Raw genomic sequence first — 18,997 nt, forward strand, 5'->3', positions numbered from 1 at the left:
ATATATGAGTTTCAAAAATGATTTATGTTTTTCTAGAAAGGTGCTATTTTTGAATTCCACGATTTTTAAGAGTCCTTTTTATTAATTAGGAGATGGGCATTGAGCAGTGAAAAACTTGAAGAGCATATTGAAGCTAATACAAGATAGTCCAACAATTTTTTTGACTAAAGAGTTGCCCAACAAGGAGCAGAGGCGGTGAACCAAAAGCAAGCAAAATCCCTTGAAGATACATTTGCCGATCGTAGCAAGATGGCAGAACTCATGCGAACTCATTCTAAATTATCTGAATTGCGTCAGAAAAAAGTAGCTCGCAAGCAGCAGTTATGTGTCAAGACAGAAACAATATGTGTAGATATTGGGAGTATTCTTGAGAGTATTACTGATGCCTTTGTTGCTGTGGATTGCGAGTGGCACTATATTTATGTCAACTCCGAAGCAGCAAAGCTGATGCAAAAATCTCCAGAAGATTTGCTAGGTTTACAAATGTGGGAGGTGTTTCCAGAGACGATAGGAACACAATTTGAAAGAGAATATAAGCGATCGCTCACCGAACAAGTGGCTGTCAATTTTGAAGAGTTTTTTCCTTCTTACAATATGTGGTTGGAAGTTCGGGCGAATCCTTTTGAACAAGGGCTGGCGATTTATTTTCGAGACATCTCCGGGCGCAAGCGTGCAGAAGAAGCACTGCGTCAAAGCGAAGAACGGTTGCGAGTTGCTCTCAAAAACTGCCCAATTACAGTCTTTCATCAAGACCGAGAACTGCGGTATACCTGGATATATAATCCAACTTTTGGATACAAAGTTGATGAGGTTTTGGGTAAACGCGATGTAGATTTAATCGCCAGTGCTGATGCAGAAGTATTGACACAAATCAAAAGTTGTGTATTGGAAACCGGGATGGCGAGTCGGCAAGAAATTAAGCTGACGATATGCGATCGAGATTGGTATTATGACTTGACTGTTGAACCTTTAAGGAATATTGATAATGACATTATTGGTGTGACGGGTGCGGCTATAGATATAACTGAAAGAAAGCAGGCGGAAATAACGTTTCGCAACAGCCAGGAAAGGTTCCGAATAGCTCAAGAATTATCTCTTGATGCTTTTACAGTACTGCACAGTGTTCGGAACAATGCTAACGAAATCATTGATTTTGAATTGGCTTATGTTAACCCAAAAGCAGCAGAGATTTTGGGTCAACCAGCAGAAAAACTTGTTGGGCAGAGATTATTACAGGTTTTACCTGGCGATAGAGACAACAGCGAGCTTTTCTACCGTTACGTACAAGTTGTAGAAACCGGACAGCCCCATGATATTGAAATTACTTATACCTCTGAAGGAATATCGCGTTGGTTTCGCAACATGGCAGTTAAACTAGATGATGGACTGGCAATTTCTTTTTCAGATATTACCCAGCGCAAAAAAGATGAGCAAGAGCGCCTGGAACTTTTACAAAGGGAAAGAGCCGCACGGGCTGAAGCTGAATCGGCTAACAGAATTAAAGATGAGTTTTTAGCTGTATTATCCCACGAATTGCGATCGCCTCTCAACCCAATACTGGGGTGGGCAAAAATGCTGAGAACTGGTCAGTACGATAGAGCAGCAACCGACCGTGCTTTGGAAACAATTGAGCGGAATGCTAAGTTACAAGCACAACTTATTGAAGACTTGTTAGATGTATCTCGCATTTTACGTGGCAAGTTAGTCTTAAATATCTGTCCGGTTAATTTAGTAACAACAATAGAGGCTGCGATCGAAACAGTACAGTTAGCAGCACAAGGCAAAGCTATCCAAATTCATACCGTTTTAGATTCTAATGTAGGGTCAATATCAGGAGATACAAATCGCCTGCAACAAATCTTATGGAATTTGCTTTCAAACGCTATTAAATTTACACCCAATGGGGTCGGGTAGAAGTCCGATTAGAACGAGTAGAAGTAGGAGACAAGGGGGATAAGGGGGACAAAGGGGACAAGGGGACAAGGGGACAAGGACAAGGGGACAGGGTAGACAAGGAGGAATGTTTAAGGTATCTTGTATGTCGGTAGCTACGCCCAAATCACTATTACAGATAATGGCAAGGGAATTAATCCGGAATTTTTACCCCATGTGTTTGAGTATTTCCGACAAGAGAACAGCAGTACCACTCGTAAATTTGGTGGGCTCGGCTTGGGGCTAGCCATTGTTAGATACCTAACAGAAATGCATGGTGGTTTGGTAACAGCCCACAGTCAAGGAGAGGGGCAAGGAGCAACTTTTACTGTTAAATTGCCCATTGTTAGCGAACCTCAATACCAACTTGTAGATTCTCAAGATTTTCATTCTCTAAACCCCATTGCCCAATCTTCACTGGAAGGATTGCGAATTTTGATAGTTGATGATGAAGCTGATATTCGAGAATTAGTTGCTTTTATTTTAGAAGAGTCAGGAGCTGAAGTCTGTATTACAAAATCAGCGGGTGAAGCACTCACAGTCATAGAGAAATCAGTGCCAGATATGTTAGTTTGTGATATTGGTATGCCAGATGTAGATGGTTATATGTTGATGCGTCAGATTCGGGCTTTGCCACCAGAAAAGGGAGGTCAAATGCTAGCAGTTGCGCTGACAGCTTATGCTGGAGAATACAATCAAAAACAGGCTCTAGTTGCTGGATTTCAAATGCATCTTTCCAAGCCTATAGATCCAGATACATTAGTGAAGGAAATTTCCGGCATATGCTCTCCCCTGAAAATGACTAAAAATTCTTATAAATAATTTATAATTTGTACACGTAATCCTATTTGATTTGTGAAATATATGTAGGTAGGCTATGCCCACCACTCCCATAACAATATATGTCTCCCGATCCGAAATCATCACAATCGAATCCTCTTGGCTTTGATGAATTCATTAGCATCTTAGTTGCCTTTGCCACTATTGGAGTCATTCTATTCTGGTCATTTTCCCGCCGAGAAGACTCTGGTTGGAATATGATTGGCCTACAATCACCATTACCTACAATCTCAACGTCTCCAAGCTCAAGCATTCCACCAGAACGACTCGTTCCGCGCAGTCATGAACCTGCCAAAACTCCATTGGTACCTTACAAAGCAATACCTGAAGATGAGTTACCGCCCGTTAGTCAAATAGGACCAAAGGCATCACCACAAGCATCTTTGTTAATTGCTCCTGAAATCTATACTATAGAAGAATATCGCGCAGTTACTCCCGCAGAAAAATTACCAACCATCCCCCCTCCAATTGCATTCACGGACATACCTAGTGACTTTTGGGGGCGTCGCTTTATTGATAAACTCTCTTCCCGTGGAATTATCAAAGGTTTTCCCGATTACTCTTTTAGACCAAATCAGCCTGTTAGCCGTGCTGAATTTGCTGCCATGTTGCAACAATCCTTTAATACAAAAGTCCGTAGCAAGGGACTTTCGTTTGAAGATGTATCAGAAAATTATTGGGCTGCTCCTGCCATCGATCAAGCTATTAGCGCGGGATTTTTAAAAGGTTACCCAGACAACACATTCAAACCACAGCAGAAAATTTCGCGGGTGCAGGTGCTAGTTGCTCTTGCAAGTGGATTAAATTTGAAAGAATCTTCCCCTTCAAACCAGGTTTTAAGTATCTATGAAGACGTAGGGGATATTCCTCAATATGCGATCGCTAAAGTGACGGCTGCTACTGAAAATAGTATTGTCGTCAATTATCCAGATGCAAAGTTTCTTGCTCCAAACAAAGAAGCTACCCGTGCTGAGGTAGCTGCTATGATTCATCAAGCTTTGGTAAGAACGGGAAGGTTACAACCTATTAAATCTCAAAATGTTGTGAGCTTGCCCTAGTGCTTCCACTCTCGATCGGTGCCTCTGGCACAGAATGCATTACTAGAGGTTCCGCCGAGCTAGTAGGAGAGCACAGGAGGCGGAGCCTCTGTTAAGGCATTCCCAGGCAGAGCCTGGGAACGAGGTGATACGAAGTTTAGACTGCACCTCAGAATTTATGTGGTGGTTAGCGATCGATAGTTATTGGTTAGTATAACAACTAACTACTAACCACTAACAACCAACAATTTTTTTACCCTTCCGAACCGTCTTTGCCTACAACTTGTGACTTCAGTGATGCAATTTCACCAGTTAATTCTTGCCTGGTGGAAGCTTTTAGTAAGTAGCGGTAGACGAACCAAGCAGAGTAACCAATACCAATCAACTCAAAGGTTGGCGCTACCAAGGGAAAATCATTGAGAGCATCTAAGACTGCCAGAACCACTTTGACAGTCACAATTGCTGCTACGATTAAACCTACAACGATGAGAGGTTGTTTGTATTTGTTAAAAAATCCTCCCAGGTATTCAGGCAGTGATGCCAAAAAGCTAGAAGCTTGTTCTCCATATTTTAGCCATTGCTCTTGAGACTGCACGGCGGGCTGGAGTTTGGTTATGGTTCCTGTTTGGTTGTTGATATTTGGCACTGTTGCTTCTGAAGACTTGGTTTCCACAAATTCTGGTTGTTGCATTTCCGCTTCCATAGTTTTCATGCGTTAATTTACTTTTATCCGGACAGTTACAACCAAAAGGCTGTTGTCTAGGCGATGCACCAGCGCATCGGCACAACTGATTTGGGTAACAAGGAGAGTTTTAGTTGCCTATAACCATAATTGTCCCTCAATCAGCAGTTCATCAACTCCAGGATAGAAAGATAGTAAGAGTGGCAGTAATAACCTCGTGGGTAATTTGAACTCAGTATTCAACAGCCCGTTATTCCACGAACCAGAATCCTAAGTATGGGGTTATTACGTGCAGAACGAACACTAAGATGAGCGATCGTTTCAGTACAAATCGTACTAAATTCGATTCTCCTCTTAGTTTATACAAACCTAAATGCCGATTTTACCTGATATTTAAGTTATCTTAAGCTCTCACGCTCTATTAAGGCATTTTTATTAGCTTTTATACTGAAAAAAGTTATTAAATATACAATTTGCTAAAAATTGACAAATTGTGGTATAATAGCGAGTCTGGATTTTAACTTTTTAGTTTGTAGTTGCGCTTTAGAGCGCCGTTTGCCTAGCATAGCGTCAGCCATAGCGCAACTACAAACGTAAGACAGCGTGTTTTAGTCCCAATCAGGAATTTCGCTACTATCTCCACCAACACCAATTCCTGTGTTGAAGATTTCAGCATTGGTAATGTTAAGGTCATTCATTGATGCGCCATGGACATTAGAGTCGTAAATTTTAGCTCCAGCAAAATTGACTCCATCAAGATTAGCTTTTTTGAAATTTACGTTTGTTGCAAAAGCTGACGATAGGTTAGCACCAGCCAAATTCGCACCAGTTAAGTCAGCACCTTCAAGATTTGCATCCGTTAAATTAGCTCCCGTGAGATTTGCATCTCTCAAATCAGCCCCAATCAAATGAGAACCACTTAAATTGGCGTTAGATAAATCACAACCAGTACACTCTCTGGTTTCTAATAACTGTTGTACGTGCTGCGGATTTGCAGCTCTAACTGAACTAGTTAAGAGCAGGGGTGTTGCGATCGCAAGAGTAGCGAGAAGTTTGAGTTTCATACATTTTCCCCCTTCTTATTACAAGTCACTTCCGTTTTTCTCCTCACAAATCTATTATCTTCTAAAAATTCCTTCGAGGGTAGATTGACACCACAAATAAAGTGTGATCTAGATCGGTCTTGCTTTCAACTGGTCACTGGTCGCCGATCGCTATACAATGCGTCCCAGTTCCCATCACTGATAAAAATCATAACAGCCACAATCGGCGGTGAAGTCTGCCTTGAGTGGTTAGTCATTTTCTGTTTCAAGACGTAAATTTTGCTTTCCCGCAGCAGTTTCTCCTGTAACTTAAGGAAGTGTAATTAGTAGATAATAGAATTATCAACCGTCCTAACAGCTTAACTGTGACCATCAACCAGCGACAGATGACAAGTGACACTTATAAGTTCGTCCGTCATAATTAACTACAAATCCACGCTGCCTTTTTCCAAAACAGATGTGGTCAAAAGTCATAGAAGTAGATAGCTATTGATTCACCTAGCGACTGATGAGATTTAAGCTTGCTCGGATTTACCTGAGTAGTAGGGTCTTCAGTTTAAGGAGTAAGAACAGTGCAACTCAAACCCCCCATTTATCAACCCAGCCTTGTTGCTAAAGCCATTGTTGAAGCTGCTGAACATCCAAAACGCGATGTTGTTGTCGGTGACGCTGGCAAACTCATTCTTTTAGCTCAAAGAATTTCACCACGCTTGGTAGATGCATATATGACAATGACAGCATTTAGGGGACCGAAGCGAGAAAGAAAAAATCGTTTGACCCATAGGTATAGGATGGCTTCTGCTGGTCTTACAATGTAGGAACACATCTGTTAGGTAATTTTCCAATTAAAAAATAAAAAACTTCCTCATTTTATGAGTAAATATAGCAATTCTAATAAATAATTTAGGATTACTAGATATTCATCTTTAGTGTTTTGCGATTGCCACAACAAATGTATAAGTTATTGTTCGAGATAAATTGGCAAGAAGTTTTTGTTCCCAGCGTCTCTGTCCTTGAACTTATTCTGCGCGGAACACTCGTGTACCTATCACTATTTGCAATTTTGCGTATTATGCCTAGCAGACAAGTAGGAACGCTGGGAATTGCCGATCTACTAGTAGTTGTGCTATTTGCCGAAGCTGCTCAAAATGCTATGGCAAGCAATTATTCATCAATTACTGAAGGAGGAATTTTAGTAGGAACCGTTATTTTCTGGAGTTACTTTTTGAACTGGTTGGGTTATAAATACCAACAAATTCAACGCTTTTTAAATCCTCCTCCGCTACTGTTAATTAAGTATGGCAAGTTAATCGATTGCAATTTACAAAAGGAACTTATTACCAAAGATGAATTGATGAGCCAACTACGTCACCAAGGAGTGGAATTACTTTCTGATGTCAAAAGAGCATATATGGAAGCTGATGGAAGTATAAGTGTCATTCCCTATGAGCCTTCAAACAATCGTTCTACTTCTGAAAAAAAAGACTTGAAGTATTGATGTTGGCTGGTACGACTTATCATTTCATTCAAATAAATGGATTTTAGAAAAAATCTTTTGCAGATCGTTGAACTTGTCTTGTGCTTATACTCGCTTTTATTTGAAAATAATCTGGTCAAGACAAATTTGTAGCACTAAAGTGGATGTAGCTTCCTTAGTCACCGTTTCAATTATTTTGCTCCTTTTAGCCACTGGGGTTGCCTTGTTAACACGATGGCTTCGTGTTCCATACGTTACAGGATTGGTGTTGGCAGGTTTGCCAATCACTGAGCTAATCTCTCGTCGTATTGGTTTAGATCCAAACCTTGTTTTGAATCTTTTTCTACCAATTTTAATATTTGATGCTGGTATCAATACAGATATCAGCCGCCTGCGAAGTACGTTTAAACCAATTGCCCTCCTAGCTGGTCCTGGAGCTGTGTTTTCCAGTGCTATTATTGCTGTTGTGTTGAAATTTGGGTTGGGACTCGCTTGGATACCCGCTCTATTTGTAGGAGTCATTCTGGCAAACACGGATACGGTTTCAATGATTGCCGTCTTTAAGGAGATTCCAGTACCCTCAAGACTTTCCACTATTGTTGAAGGAGAAACGCTATTCAATGATGCTGCGGCTCTAGTTTCCTTCAACCTGATTGTGCAAATCTATTCCACAGGTTCGCTCACGTTACTACAGGGAATCCAACAGCTGTTATTTATTGCTCTTGGAGGCTGCATAGTAGGGTTAGTGTTGGGCTACTTGAGTATACCTATATTTACCCGTTTAGACGATCCCCTAAGCAGTCTCTTACTGACTGTAGCAGTTGCATTAGGAACTTTTCAGATAGGTCAATTTCTCGGTGTATCGGGTGCCGTGGCTGTAGTTGTTGCCGGATTAATCTTTGGGAATTTTGGGCTTTCTCGGAATATTTCTGCTTCTAGTCGCATTACCTTATTAAGTTTCTGGGAATATGCTAGTTTTAGTGCCAATACCTTTATTTTTCTGCTGATTGGTATAGAAATCAATCCGATAACACTTTGGCAAGCTTTACCTGCTGTTTTACTCGCTGTTTTGGCGTATCAAGTCGGACGAGTTCTTACGGTTTACCCACTGCTAGCAGGGGTTCGTTGGTTTGACCGCCCAATTCCGCTACGCTGGCAACATCTACTATTTCTGGGCAACATCAAAGGTTCACTCTCAATGGCTCTAGCGTTAAGCTTACCTACTACATTGCCCGGTCGTGAAAGTCTCATCACTCTAGTCTTTGGCAGCGTGCTGGTGTCATTAGTGGGTCAGGGTTTAAGCTTGCCCTGGTTGGTCAAACGCTTAAAATTATCTCAATTTTCCAAGGCTCAGCAGCACATTGAAGAATTGCAAGCCCAATTAATTACATCTAAGGCAGCGCAGGATGAATTAGATAGCTTGTTGAAGTCAGGAGTGTTGCCAAAATCTGTCTATGAGGAGATGCGATCGGCTTACCAGGTGCGAATCGCTGGGGCAGAAAAGGCACTAAGAGAATTTTACAATCGCCGCCCTGACGAGTTTGAAACTAACAGTGGCGAGCTGAGTAAACTGGAGGCTATTCGCCGTCGTTTACTGCTAGCAGAAAAAGGGGCGCTCAATGATGCAATGCGTAAGCAAATTTTGTCGGAAGATATTGTGCGAGGACGGATACAAACGATTGATGAACAGTTGCTCCGACTTGATGATGATTGATAACTTTTCAAGATCCTTGTTTCGGTAGTGAACCTTTTGAGCTATTTTGACTTTTAATGACCTTACCAGGGCTGGTAAAAGAAATTCCTTGCTGAAAGTCAGTACCAATCATGACTGCTTCTACTATCGGTGAAGATATTTCTGTTTGGGCTACCCATTCTACAATAAAGTTTGCGCCTAAACCGCCACTGGTATCATTTCTATTAATAAAAAAATCTGTTGAAGCTAGGGCATCAAGTTGAATGGGGCGCTCCAAATACTGCTTAACTAATTTTCCCTGCGAGTCATAGTAGCGCACAGAAGTAACGACCATTGGATTTCCCAAATCTGTATTGCGAATACTGAGCGTAGCCGCTAAGTTGAAAACCTCCTGCTGATTGTGATGATAGATATGGGAATAGATAGGAACGTAGATTGTTTGACCCATTGCTATCTTAAAATTTTCATCTAGAGTTACCACCTTATACGATGGGGTTGCCAGAGTATTATTTGGTTGTGGCTTCGGTGTCATTTGATTTGATTGACAAGACACAAGAACAATGGATGTCATTGCCAAATAAAAATATTGATAAAGCTTCATTAAATTATTTACAGCCTTCAATAAAATCAATGACTTGATGTAAAGACCCTGGTTTGGTCACAATCAGTATAGTCGAACCCGGTTCTAGTACGGTACTACCATTAGGAATCATCAAATCTTCGTGAGGGTGGGGTTGATAGCCAATAATGAGAGAGCCAGTAGGAAATCGAGAATCTTGAGCAATTTCGGCAACGCTACGACCAACAACATAGCAATTGTTTGGAATAGCAAGTTTTAAAACCTCAATCTGTCCTTGCTCAAAATGCATCATTGATTCTACTTGCGGATACTCAATAGAATTCACCATTGTTGAAACAGATAGTTCAACAGTACTAATCACATGAGTAGCTCCTGCGAAACGCAGTGGTTCAGCAAAATCAGAATGGCGCATCCGAGACAGGATATGAGAAACACCGTAGTGCCGAGCAAGGGTTACCATCGCTAAGTTCAAAGCATCGTTTCGCAAAACAGCAGCCAGAGCATCAGCTTTACGAATTCCCGCTTCTAACAACACTTCTGTACTGACAGCACTTCCTTCAAAAGCCATCGCTCCGACTTGTTCGCGGGCATAACGGCAAGCAGTAGGGTCAATATCAATGACGGCAACAGTATGACCTAGTTCTACCAATTTTTGAGCCAAAGAAAGTCCTACTAAGCCTGCTCCACCAATTAGCACGTACATGGCTGCTCCTAATACTTCAGGTATGGAATATGACAGTAACCATGGGTAAAAATGCTAGAAGGAAGCTTTTCCAAAACTGCAAGTTTGATTGTGGAACGGGCTGCGGTTCTTCTAGCAAGGCTTCTATTCTCTGTTCCAAACGGTCAGAGCTACTCGAACCTAAAGCCGCACAGCAAATTTCTGAGGATACAGATGGGGTACTAGCCACTAATAATAGCGATTCTGCTAGTAGTAGTGGGTCTACTCTTGATGCAGCATATAAATCGGCTCGGAGTTCGCGCAATGTCACCAATTCTTGCCACAAGGCTTCTGTGTTAGGCAACCAAGCTGTGCAAAAACGCGCCCATCCCAACCAAAAAAACCAAAATGTGTCTCGGTAGTGGAAATGTCCTTGCTCGTGAGCAAAGACTGTTTCTAATTGTTCTGGGGTAAGAGTTTGCAGCAGCCCTTCACTAAGGACGAGTTGAGGTTGCCAAAATCCGATTTGACCGGCAAATAATGCTCTTGTATTGAGAACTCTGACTCGCTGTCCTGCAATGTTAGCTGGTAAACAATTGCGGGTAGATTGAATAGACTGCCATCCTTCTACTGCCAGTTTAATGCATGAAATGGCAATAAAAGCAAGAGCACCTAATGCTAAAACATACCCAAAACAACCCGTCTGCAAGCCGCCCATTTTGCCTTGGGGTCCCATGCACAGTAGAGCAATATCTGTCATAAAAATGAGCAATGGGGGAAAGAGAAATAAAAAGAGTGTTTTTTGCCATCGCTCATTCCAGTTACCTTGAATTTTTGTCGATTCAGACCTCATCCAATAAGCAACTGTTAAAGCAGATAGAATCATCAAAATATGCATTATTTCTCCTCCCTGGCTTGGCGTGCAGCTTGAATGCGTTTCGCGATCGCTTGTATTTGCTCGGTCGCCGCTTCATCAAGAGTATCAGCAAAAGCAGCAACTACATCGGGGTTACCTACCGCTAAAAAGCGTCGTAGCTGCTCGTGTGCTCGAATCATTTCTGCTTGCTGCTGTGTCACTAATGGTCGCCAATAAAACGCTCGCCCTTTTTTGTCACAAGCTAACCAACCTTTGTCTGTAAGGCGACGCAACACGGTGGTGACCGACGTATATGCTAACTCTCGGTTGGGATCGGCTAAGATGCGATCGTGTACATCTTTAACTGTAGCCGAACTGAGTTCCCAAATAATACTCAAAATCTCTGCTTCTAAGGGACCTAAGGATAGTTGTTTGGGGCGGTAGTTTGGTAAAGGTGCCATGTCGGTTTGAGTTTTTAATAGGACATCTAGCTTAGGGCGTGGGTTATGGTTCCCTATAGTTTAAGCCAAGCATAACTTGTTTGAACTGTCTGTTCTTTCTTTAAGATTACCCTTTATCTTTCAATTGATAAGTTTTTCCTGCCCTAGCAATAGGAATTTCCAATAGATACTTCCTTAGATTTACCCTCATTCTTGATAATTGTAGGGGCATACACTAGTTAGAATGTTTGTCATGAGTATAAATCATTAATTAAATTAGGTGTAACCAATCCGTGAAGCTATACATTTACCATACCCCGGAGTCAACTCCAGCACATGAAGTACCAGAATGCGCGATCGCAGTTGATGTGCTGCGAGCTACGACTACGATAGCGACAGTCTTGTCTGCTGGAGGCGAAGCCGTCGAAGCTTTCAGCGATTTGGATAAACTGATGACAGAGAGTGAAAAATGGTCTCCAGAAAAACGCTTGCGAGCAGGAGAACGGGGTGGTGGAAAGGTTCCTGGCTTTGATTTGGGTAACTCTCCTCTTGATTGTACGCCGGAATTAGTACGAGGACGGCGTTTGTTTATTAGCACCACTAACGGCACTCGGACGTTACAAAGAATACAAAACTCTAAAACTGTACTAACCGCTGCTTTTGTTAACCGTGCTACAGTGGTGCAATATCTTGTAGAAAAACAACCAGAAACAGTTTGGATTGTTGGCTCGGGTTGGGAAGGCAGTTTTTCTCTGGAAGACACAGCTTGTGCGGGTGCAATTGCTCATAGTGTTTTACAACATACAAAGTTGTCAGCTGATGAAGTTGCTGGTAATGATGAAGTGGTTAGTGCGATCGCTCTCTACTCCCAATGGCAAGACAACTTACTTGGGCTATTCCATCATGCCAGTCATGGCAAACGTTTGTTACGCCTGGAATGTCATGAAGACCTGAAATATTGCTCTCAAGAAGATATTTTAGATGTTTTACCCATGCAAGAAAAACCTGGAGTTTTAAAGAGTAGACAATTAACCAGAGCATTCTTAGCACGTTAGCGTTTGATTTTTAACGAATGAGAACAAGCATTAACCACTGTAGGGGCGCAAGGCATTGCGCCCCTACAAATCTGAAACGACTATTATCCGTTAATGCATAAAAGCGTCAATTTGTATAGTGCGTAAGTCCTAACTCCATCGGCTTCACACTTCTACTTTGTGAGAGTTGTGATTAAAGTTATCCTCAATTGAGGATTGGCTCTTGTTCCGACTCTGAAATTTTTCCCACAAGTCAAACAGCCGATCTAAAGCATCTCTCTCATCGACAGAATGAAATAAGATAAGACTTGCCCAAGATTGGGTTGTTTGAAGATTGTATCTTGAGCGCAACCAAGACAAAAACTCTTCAAATTCTCGATCTGGCTCAGTTTTGGATAAATTCAGTTGGTTTCTCGCTAGCTCATATCCATAATAAAATGACTGAAAATCAAAAATTGAATATCGACTTAAATAAAGAGTTGGTCTTTTTTTAATTTCTGGTAAGAGATCGGAAAAACTCACCATATGACATTTCCTCTGATAGTATGATATTACTCTATCTGCTCCACCATTGTGAGATTAAGTTGATTGCCAGGGATGGTGACTAAATCTTGGAGCCATAGTTCTATTGGTTTTCCTTCAGGATACAAGTTATCAAACACTTTTTCCACTCCTTCTATTTCAATAACTATTGCTTCATGGAATCCATTGGTAGCAATCTGTTGATTTGTCCCATCATCGTAGATAATTCCTTGCAATCCATAAGGTTAAGCAGTTTCGACTCGAATATGTCTACCTTTTAGCTTTTGGCTCTTCAAGTAAGCTTTAATAGCAACAGCACATTGGACGCAAGTGCCAATGTCGTATTGAGCGACGATCGCTTTAATGTCATCAATTTGATTGAAGCGAATTTTTCCTCCTTCACTTTTCAGTCATAAAAATAATCACAATAATTCTCCTGAATCTTCTTTATCCTTTGCTCTAATCTAATATTTTAGAATTATAAGTCTCATTTGCTACCGATTGTCTCGCCCGCTTTCGTTTGCCAGTAGACGAGATGTTCACACTACTAAAAATCGCTCATTGTACTGCACTCAAGTGCGAACTGCTATAGTACTCCCTTTCTACCCGAAGATTATCTATTTAAATGAACCGCAAAGACGCCTTTGAGAAGTTCCTACAGATCGAATCCTGGTTTTCCGACTCACCGTACCCGTTTCCGGTTTAACCACGTTAACTACATCAGCAAACAATGCTTCTCCTTCTTCTAAACAAGAGAGGACTACTGGAGAGTGACTACTCAGTAACATCTGAGATAACGGTTCAGTTTCATCTACTTCCTGACTGGTTAGATCGGTGACTCCTTCCCGTAACCGTTCCATCAGTGTCTTTAACCGAAACGGGTGAACTCCATTTTCTGGTTCCTCAAAACAGACTAAACCGCGATGTTTTGGGTCATACATGAGAACTAGAAGCGCTAGAACCCGCAAAGTTCCATCGGAGATTACGCGAGAGCTAAAGGAAATACCATCTCGATCGCCAATTTCAATCTGGTATTCTTTATTTTTCTTATCCAAAGAAACGTCCAAATCTACTATTCCCGGAATTAGGGAAGTCAGTGAAGCAGCAATATCCGCTATGACTCCTTTTGGTTGACTTTCAGTTGCTGTCTCTGTTTGAATGCGAGCTAACACTGTAGCAAGATTTGCCCCATCTGGTTCCAGTTCAAAGGCGGCGGTAGTGGGACTGGGACGACGCAACTTATATGGGTCAAGCTGGAGAAAGCGCCAAGAGCGCATTTCTTCACGAATGGCATAAAGATGGGGATATTCAGCACTGGTAATGCTGGAAAGTACGCTCTGCTCAGCATGAGTGGCTTTCTGGCTACGACCTACCCCAGATGCATCTGGCATGATTTGAAAACGGCGTTGACCGTTGGTTCCAACTGTGGTCAGCCAAGGAAAGGAGTGTCCGTATTTAAGAAATGCTTGCTGAAATTGAAGTGACAGTTTTCGTCCTTGAAACCACTTATCCTTATCTGATAATATAGGATACGCTGCTTCTTTAACTACTACCAACTGCTCTAATCCAAGGGCAACTTGGCGTAATTCAATTTCAATCTCATAACGTACACGAGAGTGAGAAATCTCCACAGTCTCACCCCAAGAATCACGCACAAAAGGAGCAAGGAGTAACTCAACGGCAAAAGCCATGCGGGTGCTTCTTGAACCATCAGCCTGAATGCGAAATAGCTCAACAGGTTCACCTCGCAAGTCCCGTACAGAGGAACGCACATCACTGCTTGCTAAATTTAACAGCAATCGAATGGCATCAAACAGGTTGGACTTTCCAGAAGCATTTAGTCCCAAAATCACTTGCATTGGTTCCAAATCTAAACTAAATCTCTCAAAAGTTTTAAAACCGTCAATCTCAATTCGAGTAAGCATCTTTAATTCTCTGGCAAGTCGTGCCTCAATTTTTATAAAATTGGTGCCTTTAAATTACTATTGTCATCAACCACGCAACAGTTTTGCAATATCTCATAGATAATTCCAGGACTGACGTAACTTCAACATTAGCGCGGGGATTTCACGCGTTGCAGATCCCCCCATCTTCCCCCAAGTCAACAATCAACTGTCAACAAATGGGTCAGGTTTACCGATGCCTAACTCAATTAATTTGACTTTCACATCAAGAGGATACTTGCCACAGTAGTAATATTTTTTGTCCAAAAGATTAGCTAAATAATATCCTTCTTTGCCGCCATTGATTTTGAAAAACTCTTTTGCTACTTTTGTCATAGAGGTTCCAAAACCGACAAATGTATCCTTGATTGAAAATCGTGGCAAATTAAAAGGATTGTAAAACGTCTCTCCATGTATAAAAGCCCACTGAGTTCCTTGACGTAAAGCCACCTGGTAGTAAACAGGCATCACAACAGAAGTTTTAGAATCTGCTAACATAAAATTATATTCTCTTACTCAAATCAAGAAACAGCCCCTAGCTGCAACCAGGGACTGTTTTTCAACTAGACTTAGTTATCTTGGTTGTTAGACTCGGATAGATCTAGCCTATCCTCTAAGTCCTCTTCAACGGTTTGGTCATCAACAATTGTTGTCTCACCGTTTACCAAATCTCGTCGTTCCCAAAAACTCTGGATTAAACGAATAAAAATTAGTACTGGGTCGAACATCCGTCTACGACCATTACCGTTGCCGTTTTGAGTCACTTACGTCACCTCCTTTATTTATCAGGTTTCAACACGGGGAATAAAATCCCCGTGTCTGTCAGTGTAAACTACTTTACATTTCATGTTTTTTAAGATTAGTATCAATACCAACGACAACTATATTAAGGAATAACCCCCTACTCCCCACTCCCTACTCCCTTTTTCAAGCTAGATGAGATGGTATTCAAGCTATCAGCTAGCTGACCGAGTAATAAGCTAATACCCCCACAACCCATAGCAACAATCATAATGGTTAATTCTCCACTTCCCCAAAAAATGGCATTGGGTTGGTAGAGGATAACGCCTAGAGTTATAAGGGCTGAGAGACTTCCTAGTGCTAAAGACAATCTGACACTAAAATCAGAAAAAGTATAAAACTTTATGTGATTTAGTAAATACGCACTCCAAGGAACCCACACAGCAGAAAGGTAAGCAGTGTAAAACAAGAGAATTAAACCAATAATTTCTCCTCCCTTAAGAGCGATCGCTAAAGCAAACAAAGCATTTATGGCTGCAATTAAGATTTTATTTCCTTGAAATTCAGGCAAGATCTGTAAGTCCAACATGGTTTTGGTTTGCACCCGCAACACGCTGCTACCTAAACCCAAAGATGGAACTGCTAAAACTCCTATTAAGAAGATTCCTAGAGGTTGATTTGTTCCATGCCCAACCCAAGATAATATGTAGGGAACAACTTCTTTGGCATCTAAATTAGTAGGTAAAATTCCAGCATTTTGAGCGGCAATAACTACAGTAGAAGGGAGAAAAGCTAGGGCAATTATTGCTATAGCAGCGAAGATACAACCGAGATAAACAGTACGTACATTTCTAGCTTGAACCATATATTGGTGACATTTCATGTCAATAATTACCAGCAATGTTGTAGACAGGGAAACACCAATAACTTCAGCGATACTAATTTGAGGCAAAGAGGAAATAAATTCTAAAGGTGCTTGTACGTACTTTGGTATACCATTTAATACCCATAATGCGTAAACTAGCCCTAAAATGTTGAGCAAGAGCAATCCACGAAACAACCAACTTGCTTTCTCAACTGCTAGTAATGAGAGAATCCAAAATAACAATGTCACCGTCACCATAGTGGTTAATTTGCCTATTCCCATCACAGCAAGAATGGACGCAGCTGCAATAATTTGAACAGCACTAATACCAATAAATGACATCCATGACATCAAGCCAACGCCAACTTTCACCAAATTTCCATAACGGTTTCCCAGTAACGTCCAAATTTGCTCGATTTGTGTCCAGTAGAATTTTGCAAGTGCTAAGCTAGCGATCGATCCCAATCCAACAGAAACTGCATACAAACTGCCCATAACCCCTGAAGACACAGCTTTTTCACCAGTTCCTAGAAGAAACCCCAATCCGTAATGGGCAGATACCAGTAATGTTGCTAAAGAGAAAATACTTAGTTTTCGATTTTCAGAGATGTTCATTATATTCTCATAGATTATTCAGCATCTACTAGTTCAAAATGTACTCGTTTACCAACGGCTCTTGCAGCACGTTCAATCGTTTCTAGAGTTACAGATGCATCCTCTGGATCTAAAAGTTGATCGACAGACGACGTACTAGTTTGCATCTGCGCCGCCATTTCTGTCTTGGTTAAATTCTTTTGTTCCATCGCCTGTTCAATCTGCCACGCAATAACTCGCTTCACAGCAATCAAATTAATCTCTTCAAGCAACCCTTCTTCTTGAAGAAAATTGTCCAACGATGAACCAACATACGGGTTATTCTTCATTGTCCACCTCCGATTCTAATTTCTGCTTACGCTCTAAAGCTAAATCCAAGTCTTTTTTAGGAGTTTTCTGGGACTTTTTAATAAATCCATGAAGTAAGATCATTTGATTTTGATAAATACAAAACAGCACACGAGCTATACCTTGAGGTAAATCAGTACGAACTTCAAACAGTCCATTGCCCATCGGGCGACAAATAGGCATCCCGATAGGCCAACCAAACTCGACTGTTTTCATATCAGTTCCAATCAAACGCCGCTCTTCTTGGCTCAAATCCTTTAACCAATTACGAACTGGTTCTTTACCATTTTCATTCCGATAAAACTTTGCTGGATTACGCTTATCTGTCATTTATATCAAAATCTACATAACAGACGATATAGCTTGACCTGCTAAATACCCGGTTGTCCAGGCACTTTGAAAATTAAATCCACCAGTGATACCATCTATATCTAAGATTTCTCCTGCAAAATAAAGTCCTGGCACTAACTTACTTTCCATTGTTTTAAAATTAATTTCCTTTAGGTTAACTCCACCACAAGTGACAAATTCTTCTTTAAAAACTCCTTTACCATCAATTAAAAATTGTCCTTTAGTCAGTTCTTGGACTAATAAATTTAGTGTTTTAGTGGGAAGTTCCGCCCAACGCATTTCTGGAGCAATCCCAATACGAGAAATTATATACCGCCAAAGCCGATGAGGCAAATCCACACCACGATGTAAGGACATCGCCCGCTTCCCCCATTCATTTTTTACCGCTAAAATTTGTTGTCGTACTTCTTCTGCCTTAAGATGGGGTAGCCAATTGATATGTAAAGTGGCTTTATAATTATTGGAGTGTAACAATCTTGCACCCCAAGCAGAAAGTTTTAGGACAGCAGGACCGCTTACACCCCAATGAGTGATTAATATCGGTCCTTGTTGTTCTATAGGAGGCAAGTCTTGTACAGTTAAGGACAAACGTACAGTTTCAACGCTGACACCAGCCAATTCTCTGAAGTTTTCGTCGCGGATATTGAAGGTGAATAAAGAGGGAACTGGTGGTTCAACTGTGTGTCCCAAATCTTTAGCCAATCTGTAACCTATTGGGCTGCTTCCTGTTGCAAGTAACAAGCGATCGCATTCCAAAATTTCTCCTGACTTGAGAGCAATTTTAAAGCGCCCGCCAGTTGCATTCACAGAAACAACTGCTTCTGAGGTACGCAATTCTACCCCAGCTGCTTTTGCAGTTTTCATCAAACAATTGGCGATGGTTTCCGAACTATCAGTGATGGGAAACATCCTCCCATCTGCTTCAGTTTTTAAAGGAACTCCTTGATTGGCAAACCAAGCCACTGTATCTTGAGCTTGAAAGCGGGTAAAAGCACCGAGTAGTGCTTTTCCGCCTCTTGGATAATTTTGCACTAACCCTGATGGTTCAAAACAGGCGTGGGTAACGTTGCAACGTCCACCACCAGAGATTAAAACTTTATTTAAAGGGTGACGACTGGCTTCAAGTAAAGTCACTTGAGCTTTTGGATTTGCTTGGGCGGCGGCGATCGCACCAAAGAAGCCTGCCGCACCACCACCTACAACGACTACCACTAGAGGTTTCACTGTCACTTCCTACTTTTAAAGACGCTAAATAAGCCGATGGGCAAGGAGAAACATCTCTTAATGTTAGCGCTGAAATACTTACGATGTGATGAAGCGTGTCCCCTACTCCCTACTCCCTACTCCCTACTCCCTTT

19 protein-coding genes and 3 pseudogenes are annotated in these 18,997 nt (G+C 41.4%); 7 read left to right on the forward strand and 15 right to left on the reverse strand.

Annotation, left to right across the window (positions count from 1 at the left end; translation table 11 throughout):
* Nucleotides 1–261: 261 nt before the first annotated feature.
* The 3 genes and pseudogenes from F7734_RS64460 to F7734_RS45095 all read left to right on the forward strand — a co-directional run.
* Nucleotides 262–1,032 (forward strand): annotated as a pseudogene (locus F7734_RS64460) (PAS domain-containing protein); the annotation flags it as partial.
* 126 nt (nt 1,033–1,158) lie between these two features.
* Nucleotides 1,159–2,754 (forward strand): annotated as a pseudogene (locus tag F7734_RS64465) (ATP-binding protein).
* Nucleotides 2,755–2,834: 80 nt separating this feature from the next.
* The gene (locus tag F7734_RS45095) at nt 2,835–3,830 is read left to right on the forward strand and encodes an S-layer homology domain-containing protein (RefSeq protein WP_155750869.1); all 996 of its coding nucleotides are present in this window, start codon (nt 2,835–2,837) and stop codon (nt 3,828–3,830) included.
* 232 nt (nt 3,831–4,062) lie between these two features.
* Here F7734_RS45095 and F7734_RS45100 read toward each other — a convergent pair whose 3' ends face one another.
* Complete coding sequence (locus tag F7734_RS45100; protein WP_155750890.1) at nt 4,063–4,512, reverse strand: CAAD domain-containing protein; 450 nt, start codon at nt 4,510–4,512, stop codon at nt 4,063–4,065.
* A 587-nt stretch (nt 4,513–5,099) separates the two neighbouring features.
* On the reverse strand, nt 5,100–5,555 hold the full coding sequence (locus F7734_RS45105; RefSeq protein WP_155750870.1) for a pentapeptide repeat-containing protein: 456 nt from the start codon (nt 5,553–5,555) through the stop codon (nt 5,100–5,102).
* 551 nt (nt 5,556–6,106) lie between these two features.
* Here F7734_RS45105 and F7734_RS45110 point away from each other — a divergent pair.
* From F7734_RS45110 to F7734_RS45120, 3 genes are all read left to right on the forward strand, one after another.
* On the forward strand, nt 6,107–6,352 hold the full coding sequence (locus F7734_RS45110; RefSeq protein WP_243147423.1) for a hypothetical protein: 246 nt from the start codon (nt 6,107–6,109) through the stop codon (nt 6,350–6,352).
* Between the two features lie 134 nt (nt 6,353–6,486).
* Nucleotides 6,487–7,032 carry a YetF domain-containing protein gene (locus F7734_RS45115; RefSeq protein WP_155750871.1) on the forward strand — a complete coding sequence of 182 codons (546 nt, stop codon included), beginning with the start codon at nt 6,487–6,489 and terminating at the stop codon, nt 7,030–7,032.
* Nucleotides 7,033–7,171: 139 nt separating this feature from the next.
* The gene (locus tag F7734_RS45120) at nt 7,172–8,725 is read left to right on the forward strand and encodes a sodium:proton antiporter (RefSeq protein ID WP_166482539.1); all 1,554 of its coding nucleotides are present in this window, start codon (nt 7,172–7,174) and stop codon (nt 8,723–8,725) included.
* 7 nt (nt 8,726–8,732) lie between these two features.
* Here the strand turns inward: F7734_RS45120 and F7734_RS45125 are convergent, their stop codons facing one another.
* From F7734_RS45125 to F7734_RS45140, 4 genes are read right to left on the reverse strand one after another with little or no spacing between them, the layout of a single operon-like run.
* Nucleotides 8,733–9,305, reverse strand: coding sequence for a DUF3124 domain-containing protein (locus tag F7734_RS45125; RefSeq protein WP_155750873.1), 573 nt, complete (start codon nt 9,303–9,305; stop codon nt 8,733–8,735).
* A 4-nt stretch (nt 9,306–9,309) separates the two neighbouring features.
* Complete coding sequence (locus F7734_RS45130; protein ID WP_155750874.1) at nt 9,310–9,987, reverse strand: TrkA family potassium uptake protein; 678 nt, start codon at nt 9,985–9,987, stop codon at nt 9,310–9,312.
* A 16-nt stretch (nt 9,988–10,003) separates the two neighbouring features.
* A complete protein-coding gene (locus tag F7734_RS45135; RefSeq protein ID WP_155750875.1) occupies nt 10,004–10,843 on the reverse strand; it encodes a M56 family metallopeptidase in 840 nt (279 codons plus the stop codon).
* Complete coding sequence (locus tag F7734_RS45140; protein WP_155750876.1) at nt 10,843–11,262, reverse strand: BlaI/MecI/CopY family transcriptional regulator; 420 nt, start codon at nt 11,260–11,262, stop codon at nt 10,843–10,845. Before F7734_RS45140 ends, F7734_RS45135 begins: the two co-directional genes overlap by 1 nt.
* A gap of 272 nt (nt 11,263–11,534) precedes the next feature.
* Between F7734_RS45140 and F7734_RS45145 the strand changes: the two genes are divergently transcribed.
* On the forward strand, nt 11,535–12,296 hold the full coding sequence (locus F7734_RS45145; RefSeq protein ID WP_166482540.1) for a 2-phosphosulfolactate phosphatase family protein: 762 nt from the start codon (nt 11,535–11,537) through the stop codon (nt 12,294–12,296).
* A 144-nt stretch (nt 12,297–12,440) separates the two neighbouring features.
* On the opposite strand, the gene F7734_RS45150 is transcribed toward F7734_RS45145, so the two are convergent.
* The 9 genes and pseudogenes from F7734_RS45150 to F7734_RS45195 form a co-directional block, all read right to left on the reverse strand.
* A complete protein-coding gene (locus F7734_RS45150) occupies nt 12,441–12,800 on the reverse strand; it encodes a hypothetical protein (protein WP_155750877.1) in 360 nt (119 codons plus the stop codon).
* A 26-nt stretch (nt 12,801–12,826) separates the two neighbouring features.
* Nucleotides 12,827–13,207, reverse strand: a pseudogene (locus tag F7734_RS64470) (papain fold toxin domain-containing protein).
* A 207-nt stretch (nt 13,208–13,414) separates the two neighbouring features.
* The gene (locus F7734_RS45165) at nt 13,415–14,722 is read right to left on the reverse strand and encodes an AAA family ATPase (RefSeq protein WP_155750879.1); all 1,308 of its coding nucleotides are present in this window, start codon (nt 14,720–14,722) and stop codon (nt 13,415–13,417) included.
* Between the two features lie 183 nt (nt 14,723–14,905).
* Nucleotides 14,906–15,238, reverse strand: coding sequence for a hypothetical protein (locus tag F7734_RS45170; RefSeq protein WP_155750880.1), 333 nt, complete (start codon nt 15,236–15,238; stop codon nt 14,906–14,908).
* A 71-nt stretch (nt 15,239–15,309) separates the two neighbouring features.
* Nucleotides 15,310–15,504, reverse strand: coding sequence for a hypothetical protein (locus F7734_RS45175; protein ID WP_155750881.1), 195 nt, complete (start codon nt 15,502–15,504; stop codon nt 15,310–15,312).
* Between the two features lie 137 nt (nt 15,505–15,641).
* Nucleotides 15,642–16,961, reverse strand: a complete 1,320-nt coding sequence (locus F7734_RS45180; protein ID WP_155750882.1) for a hypothetical protein — start codon at nt 16,959–16,961, stop codon at nt 15,642–15,644.
* 14 nt (nt 16,962–16,975) lie between these two features.
* The gene (locus tag F7734_RS45185) at nt 16,976–17,269 is read right to left on the reverse strand and encodes an XRE family transcriptional regulator (RefSeq protein ID WP_155750883.1); all 294 of its coding nucleotides are present in this window, start codon (nt 17,267–17,269) and stop codon (nt 16,976–16,978) included.
* Nucleotides 17,259–17,618, reverse strand: coding sequence for a type II toxin-antitoxin system RelE/ParE family toxin (locus F7734_RS45190; protein WP_155750884.1), 360 nt, complete (start codon nt 17,616–17,618; stop codon nt 17,259–17,261). The genes F7734_RS45185 and F7734_RS45190 overlap by 11 nt, the downstream gene beginning before the upstream one ends.
* A 12-nt stretch (nt 17,619–17,630) precedes the next feature.
* The gene (locus tag F7734_RS45195; protein ID WP_166482541.1) at nt 17,631–18,863 is read right to left on the reverse strand and encodes an NAD(P)/FAD-dependent oxidoreductase; all 1,233 of its coding nucleotides are present in this window, start codon (nt 18,861–18,863) and stop codon (nt 17,631–17,633) included.
* Between the last annotated feature and the right edge of the window lie 134 nt (nt 18,864–18,997).

The organism is Scytonema sp. UIC 10036, assembly GCF_009725235.1.

Excerpts from the sequence above, each read along its gene's own strand:
- F7734_RS45095 (WP_155750869.1), top strand. The coding sequence starts at position 2,835 with ATGTCTCCCGATCCGAAATCATCACAATCGAATCCTCTTGGCTTTGAT.
- F7734_RS45100 (WP_155750890.1), bottom strand. The coding sequence starts at position 4,512 with ATGGAAGCGGAAATGCAACAACCAGAATTTGTGGAAACCAAGTCTTCA.
- F7734_RS45105 (WP_155750870.1), bottom strand. The coding sequence starts at position 5,555 with ATGAAACTCAAACTTCTCGCTACTCTTGCGATCGCAACACCCCTGCTC.
- F7734_RS45115 (WP_155750871.1), top strand. The coding sequence starts at position 6,487 with ATGTATAAGTTATTGTTCGAGATAAATTGGCAAGAAGTTTTTGTTCCC.
- F7734_RS45125 (WP_155750873.1), bottom strand. The coding sequence starts at position 9,305 with ATGAAGCTTTATCAATATTTTTATTTGGCAATGACATCCATTGTTCTT.
- F7734_RS45130 (WP_155750874.1), bottom strand. The coding sequence starts at position 9,987 with ATGTACGTGCTAATTGGTGGAGCAGGCTTAGTAGGACTTTCTTTGGCT.
- F7734_RS45135 (WP_155750875.1), bottom strand. The coding sequence starts at position 10,843 with ATGCATATTTTGATGATTCTATCTGCTTTAACAGTTGCTTATTGGATG.
- F7734_RS45140 (WP_155750876.1), bottom strand. The coding sequence starts at position 11,262 with ATGGCACCTTTACCAAACTACCGCCCCAAACAACTATCCTTAGGTCCC.
- F7734_RS45150 (WP_155750877.1), bottom strand. The coding sequence starts at position 12,800 with ATGGTGAGTTTTTCCGATCTCTTACCAGAAATTAAAAAAAGACCAACT.
- F7734_RS45165 (WP_155750879.1), bottom strand. The coding sequence starts at position 14,722 with ATGCTTACTCGAATTGAGATTGACGGTTTTAAAACTTTTGAGAGATTT.
- F7734_RS45170 (WP_155750880.1), bottom strand. The coding sequence starts at position 15,238 with ATGTTAGCAGATTCTAAAACTTCTGTTGTGATGCCTGTTTACTACCAG.
- F7734_RS45180 (WP_155750882.1), bottom strand. The coding sequence starts at position 16,961 with ATGAACATCTCTGAAAATCGAAAACTAAGTATTTTCTCTTTAGCAACA.
- F7734_RS45185 (WP_155750883.1), bottom strand. The coding sequence starts at position 17,269 with ATGAAGAATAACCCGTATGTTGGTTCATCGTTGGACAATTTTCTTCAA.
- F7734_RS45190 (WP_155750884.1), bottom strand. The coding sequence starts at position 17,618 with ATGACAGATAAGCGTAATCCAGCAAAGTTTTATCGGAATGAAAATGGT.